General features: G+C 63.4%; 12 protein-coding genes. 8 read left to right on the top strand and 4 right to left on the bottom strand.

Features of this window, described 5'->3' with window-relative positions; genetic code table 11:
• Position 1 precedes the first annotated feature (1 nt).
• The 4 genes from lipB (at position 2) to JFN90_RS05775 (ending at position 4,961) form a co-directional block, all read left to right on the top strand.
• A complete protein-coding gene (lipB, locus tag JFN90_RS05760) occupies positions 2-619 on the top strand; it encodes a lipoyl(octanoyl) transferase LipB (RefSeq protein WP_199394146.1) in 618 nt (205 codons plus the stop codon).
• Positions 620-648: 29 nt separating this feature from the next.
• Positions 649-3,102, top strand: coding sequence for a Lon protease family protein (locus tag JFN90_RS05765; RefSeq protein WP_199394147.1), 2,454 nt, complete (start codon positions 649-651; stop codon positions 3,100-3,102).
• A gap of 167 nt (positions 3,103-3,269) precedes the next feature.
• Complete coding sequence (locus tag JFN90_RS05770) at positions 3,270-4,139, top strand: diacylglycerol/lipid kinase family protein (RefSeq protein ID WP_199394148.1); 870 nt, start codon at positions 3,270-3,272, stop codon at positions 4,137-4,139.
• A gap of 117 nt (positions 4,140-4,256) precedes the next feature.
• Positions 4,257-4,961: a response regulator gene (locus JFN90_RS05775; protein ID WP_199394149.1), complete on the top strand. Its 705-nt coding sequence runs from the start codon at positions 4,257-4,259 to the stop codon at positions 4,959-4,961.
• A 34-nt stretch (positions 4,962-4,995) separates the two neighbouring features.
• On the opposite strand, the gene JFN90_RS05780 is transcribed toward JFN90_RS05775, so the two are convergent.
• From JFN90_RS05780 to JFN90_RS05795, 4 genes are all read right to left on the bottom strand, one after another.
• On the bottom strand, positions 4,996-6,069 hold the full coding sequence (locus JFN90_RS05780) for a TIGR04283 family arsenosugar biosynthesis glycosyltransferase (RefSeq protein ID WP_215906707.1): 1,074 nt from the start codon (positions 6,067-6,069) through the stop codon (positions 4,996-4,998).
• Entirely contained in the window at positions 6,059-7,000 is a 942-nt protein-coding gene (locus tag JFN90_RS05785; protein ID WP_199394150.1) for a chemotaxis protein CheV, read from the bottom strand. Before JFN90_RS05785 ends, JFN90_RS05780 begins: the two co-directional genes overlap by 11 nt.
• Positions 7,001-7,163: 163 nt before the next feature.
• A complete protein-coding gene (locus JFN90_RS05790; RefSeq protein ID WP_199394151.1) occupies positions 7,164-9,167 on the bottom strand; it encodes a molybdopterin oxidoreductase family protein in 2,004 nt (667 codons plus the stop codon).
• Between the two features lie 146 nt (positions 9,168-9,313).
• Entirely contained in the window at positions 9,314-9,622 is a 309-nt protein-coding gene (locus JFN90_RS05795; RefSeq protein WP_199394152.1) for a cytochrome c3 family protein, read from the bottom strand.
• A 193-nt stretch (positions 9,623-9,815) separates the two neighbouring features.
• Between JFN90_RS05795 and JFN90_RS05800 the strand changes: the two genes are divergently transcribed.
• The 4 genes from JFN90_RS05800 to JFN90_RS05815 all read left to right on the top strand — a co-directional run bounded on the left by JFN90_RS05800 (position 9,816) and on the right by JFN90_RS05815 (position 12,999).
• A complete protein-coding gene (locus tag JFN90_RS05800; RefSeq protein WP_199394153.1) occupies positions 9,816-10,829 on the top strand; it encodes a PilZ-like domain-containing protein in 1,014 nt (337 codons plus the stop codon).
• Between the two features lie 103 nt (positions 10,830-10,932).
• Positions 10,933-11,406: a GreA/GreB family elongation factor gene (locus JFN90_RS05805; protein WP_199394154.1), complete on the top strand. Its 474-nt coding sequence runs from the start codon at positions 10,933-10,935 to the stop codon at positions 11,404-11,406.
• A gap of 125 nt (positions 11,407-11,531) precedes the next feature.
• On the top strand, positions 11,532-12,218 hold the full coding sequence (locus tag JFN90_RS05810) for a PilZ domain-containing protein (RefSeq protein WP_199394155.1): 687 nt from the start codon (positions 11,532-11,534) through the stop codon (positions 12,216-12,218).
• Positions 12,219-12,240: 22 nt separating this feature from the next.
• A complete protein-coding gene (locus JFN90_RS05815; protein ID WP_199394156.1) occupies positions 12,241-12,999 on the top strand; it encodes an NRDE family protein in 759 nt (252 codons plus the stop codon).
• The last annotated feature ends 149 nt before the right edge of the window (positions 13,000-13,148 follow it).

Consider the following 13,148-nt stretch of genomic DNA (forward strand, 5'->3'; position numbering starts at 1 on the left):
CATGGTCGTTCGCGATGCCGGATTGATCGAGTACCGGGAAGCGCTCACGCTGCAGGAGAGCCTGGTGCTCGAGGTGCAACAGGGGGGGGCGGAGACGCTGCTCCTTGTGGAGCATCACCCCGTCTATACCATCGGCGCCGCAGGGGACGAGAGCAACGTGCTCGATCCCTCCATCGAGGCGCACCGGGTCAACCGGGGCGGCGACGTCACCTACCACGGCCCTGGGCAGCTGGTAGGATACCCGATACTCGACCTGGGGCGGCGCGGGCGCGACCTGCACCGCTACCTTCGTTTTTTGGAGTGCTTTTTGATCGACCTGTGCGGCGGTCTCGGCGTGCAGGGCTTCACCATCCCGGGCAAGACCGGCGTCTGGACGTCCAGTGGCAAGATCGCCGCCATCGGCGTCGGCGTCAGGCGCTGGGTCTCGATGCACGGCTTTTCGCTCAACGCCGCTGCAGACATGTCACCTTTTGGTAATATCAACCCCTGTGGCATGCCCGAGTGCCGCATCACCTCGCTCACCCTCGAGCGCCGGCAGGAGATCACCGTAAAGGAACTGAAAGCCTTGGCCGCAGAACGGTTCGAAACGCTGCTCGAATCGCACCTGCCGCGCAGTTAACCGTTGTAGTTGCTCGCAAGGAGGCTCCCATGTCCGAAACTGATTGCCGAGTCCCCGTTGAGAAGCTCCGCTGGGTCTGCGATCCCGCCCTGTTCAATTTCAAAACCACCCAAGACATCGCCGGCCTGGAAGGGAGCATCAGACAGGACCGCCCCCTGGCAGCCATCGAGTTCGGCCTGGGGATGTCCAACAACGGCTTCAACATCTACCTGGCTGGCGACCCCGGCACCGGCAGGACCTCCACCATCCGGCAGATGTTGAAAAAATTCGTCAAGGGCACCTGTCCCCCCAGCGACTGGTGTTACGTCAACAATTTCCATGCCCCGGACGCGCCCCTGGCCATCGCCCTCCCCGCAGGGATGGGGCGCGACTTCGCGGCGGACATGCGCGAGCTCTTGGACTATATGCGCGCCAACGTCCCCAGTGCCCTGGAGAGCAAGGAGTACGAGACCAACCGCGTCTCCATTATCGAGCAGTTCCAGGAGAAAAACGGGGACATCTTCAGCGACTTAGAGCGGGATGCGGGGGAGAAAGGCTTCGCCCTGCAGCGTACCGTGTCGGGCCTGGTCATCGTGCCCCAGAAGGAAGGGCGCAACTTCACCCAGGAGGAGTACGAGGCGCTCGAGAAGGATGAGCGGGACAAGCTGGACACGGTGGGGCGCGAGCTGACCGAGAAGTTGAACGACGCGCTGCGCCAGGTGCGCGAGAACGAGAAGGCCCTCAGGGATGCCCTGGCCCAGTTGGACCGGGAGCTCGGGCTCTCGGCGGTGGGGCACCACCTGAACCCGCTCAAGGAGAAGTACCAGGGGTTCGGCAAGATCCAGCAGTACCTGGAAGACGTCCAGGAGGACCTGCTCCTGAACCTGGAGGATTTCAAACCGCAGGTCGCCCCGCCGCAGATCCCGGGACTCAAGATCCCCAAGCAGGAGCCGACCTTCGAGCGCTACGAGGTGAACGTCCTGGTGGAGAACAACCCGGACAACGGCGCCCCCATTGTCTTCGAGTCCAACCCCACCTACAACAACCTGTTCGGACGCATCGAGAACATCATGCAGATGGGAGGGGTGGCCAGCACCAATTTCACCCTGATCAAGCCCGGCGCCCTGCACCGCGCCAACGGCGGCTACCTGATCCTGGACGCGCGCGAGGTGATGATAAACCCCTTCGCCTGGGAATCGCTCAAGCGCTGCATCAGGAACATGGAGATCAAGATCGAGGACGTCCTGGAGCAGTACCGCTTCATGACCGTGGTCTCGCTCAAGCCCGAGCCGATCCCTCTCAACGCCAAGATCATCATGATCGGGTCGCTCTGGATCTACTACCTGCTCTACTACCTGGAGCCCGACTACCGCAAGTTCTTCAAGGTCAAGGCCGACTTCGACAGCCAGATCAACCGTACCCCCGAGGTGATGCAGGACTACGCCCTGTTCGTCGCCGCCCACTGCTGCAAGGAAGGGCTGCTCCCCTTCGATCCCACCGGCGTGGCGGCGCTTCTGGAGCACGCCTCGCGTCTGGTCGAGGACCAGGACCGGCTCTCCTCCCAGTTCATGGAGCTCTCAGACCTGATCCGCGAGTCGAGCTACTGGGCGACGCGGGGGGGCGCGCAGGTGGTGGACCGCAGCTGGGTCAAGCGGGCGATCCAAGAGAAGACCTACCGCTCCAACCGCATCGAGGAGAGGATCCACGAGTACCTGGCCCAGGGGGTCATCCTGTGCGACACCAAGGGGAGCGTCGTCGGGCAGATCAACGGCCTCTCCGTGATCACCATGGGGGATTACACCTTCGGCAGGCCTTCCCGCCTCACCATCCGCGTCTCCCAGGGGCGCGCCGGCATGGTCAACATCGAGCGCGAGGTGAAGCTCTCCGGCCCGATCCACGACAAGGGGGTGCTGATCCTGACCGGCTACCTGGCCGGGAAGTTCGGGCAGGAACAGCCGCTCTCCTTCTCCGCACACGTCTGCTTCGAACAGTCCTACGAAGGCATCGAAGGGGACAGCGCCTCTTCGGCTGAACTCTACGGGCTTCTCTCCGCCTTCTCGGGGCTTCCCGTCCGGCAGGGGATCGCCGTCACCGGCAGCGTCAACCAGCTCGGGCAGATCCAGCCGATCGGCGGGGTGAACTACAAGATCGAGGGGTTCTTCGCCGTCTGCAAGGCCAAGGGGCTGACCGGGGACCAGGGGGTGATCATCCCGAAGATCAACGAGCACAACCTGATGCTGAGCGACGAGGTGGTGCAGGCGGTCTCCGACGGGATGTTCCACGTCTGGAGCGTATCGCAGGTTGAGGAGGGGATCGAGATCCTCACCGGCGTGCCGGCCGGAACCGTGGGTGAGGACGGCCGCTATCCCGAGGGGACGGTCAACTTCCTGGTGCAGAAGAAGCTCAAGACCATGCTCGATAACATGCGCCGGCTGCAACTGCAGGACAAGGACGCCAAGGAGGTCCAAGAGGTCAAGGACGAGCCGGTGCAGCTGCCGCAGTAATACCAAGCTCCTCCCCCTTCGGGTGAGGGGAACACTATGCCGACGCCTCGACGTGCCGAAAGGGAGGGCGGTGCTAAAACGGTTGTATCCTCGTTACCTTTTTGATACCTTCCGGGGGCCGCGACCGCGGCCCTTGCCATTTCCGCACGCAGCAACGAGGTGACCTCTTGTCCAGACGCTGTTTCCTGATCGTGAACCCTACCTCGGGGACCTATTCGCAGCAAAAAGTGGAACGCATCATGACCGGGCTCGCCGAACGGGGCCTGGCACCGGAACTCCTTCCCACCCAAAGCGCCGCCGACCCCGCCCGCTTCGCCGCCCGTATCTGCGCCGAAGAGAGCGATCCCCTGATCGTAGTGGCAGGAGGGGACGGCACCATCAACGGCGTCTTGAACGGCCTGGTGCCCGGAGCGGCCACCCTCGGCGTGGTCCCACTGGGCACCTCCAACGTGCTCGCGCGCGAGCTGGAGATCGCCTCCGTCGACGACGCCCTGGACCGCCTGGCACGCGGCGAGGCGCGTCCCATATCGGTCGGGGAAATCGAGTGTGGCGCGGAACGCAGGCGGTTCGTGCTCATGGCCGGCGCCGGCCTGGACGGGGCGGTGGTGCGCGACGTGCGCCTCTCCGAGAAAAGGGCCCTGGGGAAGGGGGCCTACCTGCTGTCGGCGCTGCGCACCCTCTGGAACTGGGACTCCTCGCAACTGACGGTGACCGGCGGAGGGAGGAGCGTCTCCTGCCACGGCGTGATTGTCTGCAACGCCTCCAAGTACGGCGGCAACTTCGTGCTGGCGCCGGAGGCCGACCTCTTCGCCCCCGGCTTCCAGGTGCTCTGCATCTCCGGCGGCCGCTTGGCCTACCTTGGAGTGGCCCTCGGGCTTTTGAACGGAACCGCCGTCTTCAGCAGCCACGTCACCTCCTTCAGCGCCGCGGCCCTCGACATCACCGGGGAGAAGGCCGTGCAACTGGACGGGGACTATGTCTGCCCGACGCCGCTAGCGGTACGGACCGTGCCGGACCTGGTGCGGCTGGTGGTCTGATATACTGGACTTTTCGATTGACAAAGCCGAGGCGAATCATCGATAAATGGGCGCATAACCCGTTCTGCATCATCCCGCGTAAACCATCTACGAATACCTGAGTGTGGGGGGAGTGGCGTGACTAGACCTAAGATCCTGTTGGTGGACGATACCAAGCTGATTCTGGAGTTGGAGAAGAGCTTTCTCAAGGCGTCCCATGTCGACGTCATCACCGCCGGCGACGGTGTCGAGGCGCTGGAACTGGTCCGCAAGGATCCCCCCGACCTGGTCTTCATGGATGTGAACATGCCGCTCATGGACGGCATCACCTGCTGCAGGCTCTTGAAGAGCGATCCCTTCCTCTCCGCCGTCCCCGTCGTCATGCTCACCACCGCCGGCAACGACGAAGACCGTGAGCGGGCGCGGCAGGCAGGGTGCGACGACTTCCTTACCAAGCCCGTCGACCGCCGCCTTTTCCTCGACATGGCCCGCAAATACACCGACGCCGTCGACCGGCGCGAGCTGCGCATCCCCTGCCAGATCCCGGTGCTGTTCCTTCTGCACGGCAGCCCCGTGGCCGCGCATGCCCTCGACATCGGCGACGGCGGCCTCTTCCTTGCCAGCCGGGAAGAGGTGCCCGCCAACGAGGAGCTGAGGCTCGCCCTTTTTCTGGAGACCGAGCAGGCGCCGCTATTGGAGCTGAAGGGGAGGGTGGCCTGGGTGAACCAGGAGGGGAAGCGCGTGCACGCCGGCCTCCCCACCGGCTTCGGGGTCGAATGGGTGGAGCCGGCGCAGTGGCAACAGGATGAGCTGAAGAGGTTTATCAAGGCGGCGCGAGGTTGATGTAACGGTTAATGTCCTGTACTCAACCTTGACCTTAACCTCTACCTGGTTCTGAAGACCGGGACGCGGCCAAAAACGTCATCCGGAACCAGAGCCAGGTCAACAGGGCGGCCCCCAGGTCGCCCGCTTTGTTGTCGATGAGCCGCCCCAGAAAGCGGTCGTAAAGGTCCAGAAACCTTCCCCCCCTCCCTGCCTGCCGTATCCCACCGGTCAACACGTCGAAAAAGAAAGCAATCTGCCAGGCGTTGCCCCGCACGTAGGCGCCGGTGCGGCGCCAGAGTTGGCGTCGTTGCCCGGGCTCGAGATCGTCCATGGCCTGGTGCAGCGGCACCAGGAAGGGGGCGAGCCTCAACTTCGCCGTGGCGTCCTGGCTGCGGTAGCTCGTCTGCAGGCAACGGACCAGGGACAGCTGCCCGGTATGGGCCAGGTTCATCAGGATGGCGTTGATCGTTTGTCTGGGGAGGAGCCCCTCGGACAGAAAGCGCCGAGGTGACGTGGTGATGTCGGCGGGAAGGAGGATCCAGCGCCCCTCACGCCGCACCCGCTCGGCCAGGAAGGTGTCCTCCATGAGCGGCCGCGCCGTGTCGTAGGGGCCGATCTGCGCGAAGAAGTCGCGCCGGATCAGGAAACCCTGGTCGCCGTGGGTGCATCCGGGGCGGTCCAGGGCGGCCTTGGCGCCGTAAAAACGGTACGGCAGCGGCACGGCGCCGGGAAAGTCGAAACGGAGGGCGAAGCGGCCCGCCACCCGTTCTCCGGCGCGCAGGGCCTCGCCTAATGAGTCGACCCCTTTTCTCAGGGCTAGCAGATCGACGAAGCTGGAATCGATGTGCAGGAAGAGGAGGGTTTCGGCGCGGGCCGCGTCGGCGCCCCGGTTCAACTGCCCCCCTCTCCCCTTGGTACCTTCGACGATGGTGAGCGGGAAGGGGAGCCCGGCGCGCAGTTGCTGCGCGACCTGGATGCTGCGGTCGCTGGAAGCGCCGTCGGAGAGGATCACTTCCAGGCGTATCCCCTGCTGCCGGGCGAGTGCCGTGAGGAAGGGAGCCACGGTCCCCTCCTCGTTGTAGATCGGCACTACGACCGACAGCTCGAGGCGTGGCTCATAAGGCAAGGGTATCCGCCTTCTCGACCAGGTTGGGGAGGTCCGGCTTGGTGAGGATGTCGCTGGCGCCCAGGTTGCGCCATTTCAGCTTGTTGTCGTCGCTCGCCAGGGAAGAGAAGATGACCACGGGGAGCCCGCCCAGGTCCGCCTCTTTCCTGATCAGCGCGGTGAGGTGCAGCCCGTCCATGCGGGGCATTTCGATGTCGGTGATCACGAGGCTCAGCAAATCCTTCAGCGGCTGTCCGCTCTCCGCGCATTTCTGGCGTACCGCCTGCACGTGTTCCCACGCCTCCTCGCCGTTCTCCGCTTCCACCACCTTGTATCCCGCTTCCCGCAGGGAGCCGCACATGGTCCTTCTGATGAAGGCGGAATCGTCGGCGACGAGTATGGTCCGGGTGCCGCGGTTCAGGGCGGAGTTGGCCTGCATCAGGTCTTCGCCCGGGGCCGCCAGCGCCATGGTCGAGGAGAGTTCCCCGATGATCTTCTCGAAGTCCAGGATGAGGATGATGCGGTCCTCCATTTTCACCACGCCGGTGATGTTGGCGTCGTGGATCGCCTTGACCGGCGGCTCCACGTTTTCCCAGAAGATGCGGTAGATGCGGGAGACCGAGTGCACCTGGATGCCGACCACGATTCTGTTGAACTCGAGCACGATGACGCGGTCCGCCGGGATCCCGTCCGTGTTCTTGTTCAGCGAGCGGGAGAGGTCGATCAGGGTGATCACCTGGTCGCGCAGTTTGATCATCCCGCTCACGCAGGGGTGGGAGTTCACCACCTTGCGCGTCTCGGGCAGTCTGATGATCTCGCGGACCTTGGCCACGTTCACGCCGAAGTAGCAGGGGACCACGTTCCCTTTGCCGTCCACCTCGTCGATCCTGAATTCGACTATCTCCAGTTCGTTGGTGCCGCTTTCCAGCAGAATCTTGTTGTTCGGTTCCATACGCCCCCCGATTGTTTAATGCCGTTGCTTCTCATTACATCGGCAGCCGGTGGGAAATCATGAGACAAAATCTGCCGCTCACGCCAAGTCGCCAAGACGCCAAGCACTTCTTCTCGATGTGCTTTCTTGGCGCCTTTGCGTCTTTGCGTGAGGCGCCTGTCAGTTATGCCGGGCGCACATCTACCCTGTTGTCGTAGAACGTGCTTCCCCCGCCCTGATCGGTCAGGCGCTGCGAGGTGAGGGCGTTTACCGAGCGCTCTCCCGGCGCGTAGGCGAGCCACCACACCCCTTCGGCCACCACCACGCCCCGCGGCACCTTGGGCGTTACCTGCAGGGCAAAGGTCACCTCCCCCAACTCGTTCCAGGCGATCACCTGCGCACCGTCGTGAAGCCCCTTCTCCGCGGCGTCCTGCGGGTTCATCTTGAGCTGCATCCCCCCCTGGCTCTCCCGCAACTCCTCCCGCTCGTAGAAGGTCGCGTTCAGCGCGTACGGGTTGGGCGCGGTCATGAGCCGGAAAGGGAGCTTCCCCTTTTCCTCGTGGGTCGGGAGGTAGCGCGGCAGCCGCTCCGCGAGCCTCTCGTTCAGAATCTCGATCTTTCCGGACGGGGTCAGGATCCCGGCCGGCCTTCCCGCCAGGGACACCGGACGTCCCTCGGCGAGCGCCTCCTCGTCGATTCCCTCCCGCAGCGGCTTGGGCACCGCCAGGAGCCGGTCGATCATCTGGTCCGCGCTGAAGGTGAAGATCTCCTCCTCGAAGCCCATGGCCTGGGCCAAAAGGGAAAACACCTCCCAGTTGGACTTGCTCTCCCCCACCGGGTCGACCACCGCCTGGGCGCGCTGGATGCAGTAGGTGCCGTAGGAGCGGTAGATGTCGCTGTGTTCCAGCGACGAGGTGGCGGGGAGCACGATGTCGGCGTAGCGCGCGGTGTCCGTCATAAAACGCTCGTGCACCACGGTGAAGAGGTCCTCGCGGCACAGCCCCTTGAGCACCGCGTTCTGGTCCGGCGTCACCGCGGCCGGGTTGGAGTGGTACACGTAGAGCCCCATGACCCGCGGAGCGTCGAGTTGGTTCAGCGCGGCGCCTAACTGGTTCATGTTGATGAGCCGCGTCGGCCCCGGAATCAGGTCCTCCCTGGTCAGGATTTCCATCGGGAACGCGCCCCCGGTCGCGGTGTCCGGGAAGCATCCTGCGCCCTCCTTGCCGTAGGCGCCGACCAGCGCCGGCAGGCAGCAGATCGAGCGCACCGTCATTGAGCCGTTGCCGTAGCGCGACAGTCCGCTCCCCAGGCGAATGAAGGGCACTCGGGCCGCCGCGTAGGCGCGCGCCATCTCCACGATCACCTCAGGCTCCAGACCGGTAATCCCGGCGCAACGCTCCGGAGTCATCTCCGGGAGCACCTCGGTCGCCAGCTCCTCGAAACCCAGCACCTGTTGCGCGATAAACTCCCGGTCGGCGAGCCCGTCCCGCGCGATGACGTGCATCATGCCGAGGGCCAGGGCCCCGTCGCTCCCCGGGCGTACCAGAAAGGTGCGGTCCGCAACCGAAGCGGTCGGGGTCTCGTAGGTGTCGATCAGCCAGATCTGCCCCCCCCGTTGCCGCACCTCGTGCGCCTGGTTCAGGAAGTGGATGCTGGTCGCCGCCGCGTTGATCCCCCACAGGATCAGCAGGTCGCTTTTCCCGGCCGATTCCGGCGGCGGGGTCGCCGTCTTCCCCATCACCGCCTCCCACCCCGCACCCTTGGCGGGTGAGCAGATGGTGCGGTCCAGCCGGGAGGCCCCCATGCGATGGAAGAAGGGATGCCCCGCGTTGCGCTGAACGATGCCCATCGTCCCCGCATACGAGTAGGGGAGGATCGCCTCAGGGCCGTGGCCGGCGATGATGGCGCGCCAGCGGTCGGCGATGGTGGCGATGGCCTCGTCCCAGGAGATGGCGGTGAACTCGCCGCTCCCCTTGGCGCCGGTCCTCTTGAGCGGCGTCGTCAGGCGCAGCGGCGAATGGACGCTTTTCTCATAGTGGCGCATCTTGGGGCATAGGGTGCCGCGGCTGAAGGGATGCAGGGGGTCGCCCTGCACGCCGATGGCCTTGCCGTTTTCCACCTGCACCAGCATGCTGCAGGTGTCCGGGCAGTCGAAGGGGCAGACCGATCTCCTGGTGACGACGTTCATCTGTGAACTCCTCGTTTTGTGGCAAGGGGGGCTGTTGCTACGATGCGGCAGCTTCTTTTTATCGTTTTTTGAGGGGACAGATCAACAGAAAAGGAAGGGAAAAGGCCGCGCCCCGAAACGGAGCGCGGCCCGTAAAGGCGGTGCTGCTACTTCTTGTGGCACTTGGCGCAGTTGCCGGCGGGTTTGAAGGCCTTCTTGCCGTTGTGGCACTCGCCACAGTACTTACCGGCGTTGATGTCCGCCATCTTCATCTGGGTGGAACCTTTCTTCATCTTGAAGATCTTGGTGTGGCACTCGTTGCACTTGAGCCCCTTGCCGGCATGGTCGTCCCCCTTGAAGGTGACTTTGCCCATCGACGTTGGCCATTCCACGGTCTTGCCGGCGGAAACCGCCATTGCCTGTGCCGCCATCATCACCACCGCCATCGCCGCCGCTGCTATCGCAATCCTTTTCATAGCTACTCCTTATTCATTAGTAAAAAAGCCCTTACTGTGATAGCACAGCTCCCCCAGATGTCAAGGCACCTCCTCACGTCGATTGGGTGAAACGGGAAACGCTCTTTCGCATTCAAGGACTTGCAAGTCGGCGCGGCTGTAGTTTAATGTGAGGGTCAATCATTCTCTTATTAAAAGCCACCTGGATTTCAGCATGGAAGACGATTATAGCGAATACCGCCAGGTCCTCGCGCCGGGCATGCGCATCGAGATCGGCATCCCGCTCTCCGGTGGCGGCGTGTTCCGGGACTGGGGCGTCATCAGCGAATCGGGAGGAGACCTGCTGCAGCTGCAGATCTCCCGCGACGTGCTGCCGGCCAACGTGCGGGTGGATGTGGGCTTCATCCTCGACGTCAGCGTCTGGCTCGGCAAGGACAGCTATACCTGCAGCGGCATTGTGACGGACCGGCTCGGCGAGCGGGTGCTGCAGATCCGGCTTTTCGGCAGGTTCACCCTGCGCGAGCGGCGCCAGTTCTTCCGAACCGACATGGCTTTGAAGGTCCGCTATGACGTCGTGGACGAGTCGAACCGCAAAGAGGTGGAACGGGACTGGGAGGTGCGCAAGGAGCGCGAACAGATGAAGTTCCAGGGGTACGACGACTTCGTCATCGCAGCCCAAATGGCGCGCTATCAACCGGCCAAGGACATCGTCTGGCGGGACCAGCTCCGAGCCCAGTTGAATCTGGGGGGCGGCGGGATCTGCCTGCGCATGCCGACCACGGCGCGGGCGGACCAGCTGGTGAACATGGAACTGTACCTGCCGCTGGAGCCGCCGAGGCTGGTACATGCGGTCGGACAGGTGATCCATGTCAAGGCTCCCCTTGTGCAGCGTGACGGCTCCAGTCGCTACGACGTCGGCATGGAATTTCTTTTCCTGGACGAGCGGGACCGCGACCTGATCTTCAAACAGATCTCCTCAGTCCAGATAGCCCACCTGCGCAAGGTTTCCGACAAGCGTGAGATGAACGAGGCCGATGCTTCCCCTGCGGCCCGGCTGACCGGCAGGCAGTACCTGGTACGGGCCCTTTGGGTGCTGCTTTTTCTGCTTTTGGCGTTTGCCCTGGGCCGCTACTTCATCTCCTACAGTAAAGCCCCCCCCGAAAACGAGATCCAGAAAACCTACGAGGAATCCATCCGGAAGTACCGCCACCTGGACAAACAGCCCTGACCCGACTGCTATCGTGTTGCCTTGGAGTGCAAACTCTACTATGATGCCCCCTCCGCGGCAGCCCGCTTGCCGTCGGCCAAGGATTGCATTGCGAGGAGCATAGATGACCAACATGATCAGCGCCGAAGGGCGCAGGCGATTGCAGGAACGCTACGACCTGCTCTGGGAGACCGAGCGGCCGCGCATGGTGAAGAACATGGCCGACGCCGCCGCCGAAGGGGACCGCTCCGAGAACGCCGAATACATCTACTCGAAGAAGAGGCTGCGCGAGATCGACCGCGAGCTGAAGCACCTGGGTGACCGGCTCAAGGTGCTCAAGGTGGTCTACGCGCCGCTGAACCCGACCTCGGTCAGCTTCGGCTGCTGGGTCACCTATGAGGACGAAGAGGGGGAGGAGCGCTGCTACCAACTGGTGGGGCCCGACGAGTTCGACGTGAGCCTGGGGAAGATCAGCATCGACTCGCCGGTCGGCAAGGCGCTGCTCGGCAAGAAGGTCGACGACGAGGTGACCATCAAGAGGCCGGCTGGCGACCTGACCGTTACCATAATATCGATCACATCGAAGAAACCGGAGTAGACCCACAGTCAGAGGGGGCCGTTCTGTCACTGAAAAGCGTTTGACCTTCTTTGGGTAACGGTTATAGTGTAGCAGACCCGTCTCCGAAGTGATCTCCCTTGAGTGAAGGACCGTCCCAAGCATACATGCCAGACATCAAGATTCTCATAGTGGTGAAAGATGAAGAAGCAGGTGTCGCCTATTCCCATGCGGTAACGGAAATAGGGGTGGCCTGTGACGTGGCGCGGTCGTTCGCGGAGATGTCGCAGCTGGCCACCGAGAACTGCTACAACGGTTTCCTCGTCGACATTCTGACCCTGGTGCGTTGCAGCAAGGAAGAGAAGGTGATCGCCTATGAGTGCATCAACCTCTTCCCGGTGCTGCGGGTGAAGTGGGAGGCGAGGCAGAAGAAGATAAAGCTGAGCCCGCTGGAACAAAGCTTTTCCCCCGATACCGGTTCGGCTCTGCACTTTTTCATCGAAAACCGCTGCCGGAATTTCCCCGCGCGCTCGTTGCGCCGCTCGCCGCGCCGGCAGATCAACCTGAACCTCTACTACAGCACCGACCCCGGCTTCCCCGCCGGGAACACCCACAAATCCTTCACCATCAACCTCGGCAGCCATGGCCTGTTCCTGCACACCATGCACGACTTCCTGCAGGGTGACACCATCTGGATCCGCTTCCTGGAGTTAGCTGACCAGACGCCCATCCGCGCCATCGTGCGCTGGTCCCAGCCTTGGGGAGTGACCCGCTGCATCCCCGGAGCAGGGGTGATGTTCGAATCCTTGACCAAGAAGCAGGAGCAGGAGATCGCCAAGCTGCTGGACCTCTGACCCGATTTTTCAGGAAATCCGCATGTGCACGCTGCTGCTCGCCTACCAAGCCCATTCCCGCTACCGTCTCGTCCTGGCGGCCAACCGCGATGAATACTACCAGCGCCCGACACTGCCCGCCCATTTCTGGGACGATGCCCCGCACATCTTCGCCGGGCGCGACCTTGTCCATGGCGGCACCTGGTTTGGCGTGACCGCGACCGGCCGGATCGCCGCGCTCACCAATTACCGCGACCCCAGCGATCTGCACCGGCATGGCCCTTCGTCGCGCGGTCAGCTGGTGAGCGGTTTCCTGGCGGATGATGCTGACGCCGATGAATACCTGGCCGGACTGCGCGAGTCCGGCATCCCCTATGGCGGCTATAACCTGCTGGTCGGGGACAGCGAGCGCCTTTCCTGCTACTCCAACAAGAGCGATTTGGTGCTTCCCATCGAGCCGGGAATCCACGGCCTCAGCAACCACCTGTTGGACACCCCCTGGCCCAAGGTGAGCCGCGGCAAGGACTGCCTCGCCGGCGTGCTGTCGCGGGAAGATTTCACAACGGAGGAACTGTTCGCGCTCCTTTTCGACGAGACCCACCCCCGGGATGAGGAGTTGCCCGATACCGGCGTGGGGCTGGAGTTGGAGCGGATGCTGTCGCCCATCTTCATTAAGAGCGCCCAGTATGGCACCCGCTGTTCGACGGTTCTGCTGGTGGATCACGAGGGAAAGGCGACCTTCATCGAGCGCACTTTCGAGGGGGGCGTGGCAAAGGAGAGCCAGGCGCAATTCCAGTGGTGAGAGGCACGGCGGATAGGTGGTCCTGTAGGGGCGAATAATCATTCGCCCAAGCTTCCTTACCCCCCCACCCGCAGGCGCCCTCCGGAAGAGGGTCGGGGTGAGGGCGCTGTGCAGTTGGAAACGTAAAAGGGGCGAACCATGTTGGTTCG

Source organism: Geomonas propionica, assembly GCF_016458235.1.
GTDB classification, from domain to species: Bacteria; Desulfobacterota; Desulfuromonadia; order Geobacterales; family Geobacteraceae; genus Geomonas; species Geomonas propionica.